We start from the raw sequence: 1,371 nt of genomic DNA on the forward strand, positions 1-1,371 counted from the left end.
AAGATTAGAACTATCCCTACGGCTTTCAAAAGAGCTATTGATAAAACTTTTACTAATATTCCTGAAATCATTTTTTTATTTTAGATTGTGTTTTGACATAAAAAACATAATTTATCCACTATGACATTTTGCCTAGATTCCATAATTATTAAACCAGAAAATGGTGTTGAAATTAAAAATGCTATTATTTTGCTTCATGGTTATGGAGGTGATGGAAAGGATATTAGCATGTTGTCTTTAAACTGGAAAAGACATATGCCCAATACAGTTTTTATTTGTCCAAATGGTCACGAGCCATGCGCTATAAATCCTTCTGGTTATCAGTGGTTTGATTTAACAAAAGATGATACTGATTACATATTAGAGCAATCAGTAAAGGCTGAAGAAGTTTTAAAGAAATTTATTTATGAAATAAAACAAGAGTTCAATTTATCAAATAATCAAATTTGTTTGTCTGGATTTAGTCAGGGATGTATGATGTCTTTAAATGTTGGTCTTACACACGAAGAAAAATTTTCATGTATAGTTGGTTTTTCTGGAAAGATAATAAATCAAAAAGATTTGAAAAACAGAATCAAAAATAATACTGAAACATTACTTATTCATGGAGAAGCTGATCAAATTGTCCCATCAACACATTTGCTAGAAGCAAAAGATTTTTTAATCAGAAACAACGTTAAAGTTGATACATTATTAATAAAAAATTGTGATCATCATATTCCTATTGAAGCATCAAGTACAGCTTTAAATTTTATTTTAAAAAAAATTTAACATCTCTTATTATTGATAAAATTGTTTAACTAAGTTAAAATTAGTTTATGAACAATTTTATTGAACAAGATGTTTCATTAGAAAAGTGTCCAGCATTAGTACTTAATGCTGACTATAGACCTTTGAGTTACTACCCTTTATCTTTATGGTCATGGCAGGATACTGTTAAATCAGTTTTTCTTGATCGAGTTATTATTGTTAGTAATTACGATAGAATTATAAGAAGTCCATCATTCAATATGAAATTACCAAGTGTCATCGCATTAAAGGATTATATTGTTCCTCAAAGCAAGCCAAGTTTTACTAGATTTAATGTGTTTTTAAGAGATAAATTTTCCTGCCAATATTGTGGAAGCAATGAAGAGTTAACTTTTGATCATTTATTACCTAGATCAAAAGGAGGCGAAACTAATTGGGATAATGTTGTTACAGCTTGTTCTGCATGCAATGTAAAAAAGGGTGGAAAACTATTAAAACATTCAGGCATGAAGTTACATCAACATCCTTATCGACCGTCAACAGAGGATCTACATAAAAATGGTAAAAATTTTCCACCGAATTTTTTACATAAAAGCTGGATGGATTACTTATATTGGGATG

General features: G+C 28.9%; 2 protein-coding genes. Both read left to right on the forward strand.

The genetic code is table 11. The features are described from left to right. The first annotated feature begins 120 nt into the window (after window positions 1-120). Window positions 121-771 (forward strand): alpha/beta hydrolase, encoded by a 651-nt coding sequence (locus AMO08_RS05345; protein ID WP_075485927.1) that lies wholly within the window; start codon window positions 121-123, stop codon window positions 769-771. 47 nt (window positions 772-818) lie between these two features. Further along, window positions 819-1,371: HNH endonuclease (locus tag AMO08_RS05350; RefSeq protein ID WP_075485929.1), on the forward strand; the 553-nt coding region annotated here is incomplete at its 3' end.

This window comes from Candidatus Pelagibacter communis, assembly GCF_001180205.1.
In the GTDB taxonomy this organism is placed as follows: domain Bacteria; phylum Pseudomonadota; class Alphaproteobacteria; order Pelagibacterales; family Pelagibacteraceae; genus Pelagibacter; species Pelagibacter ubique_O.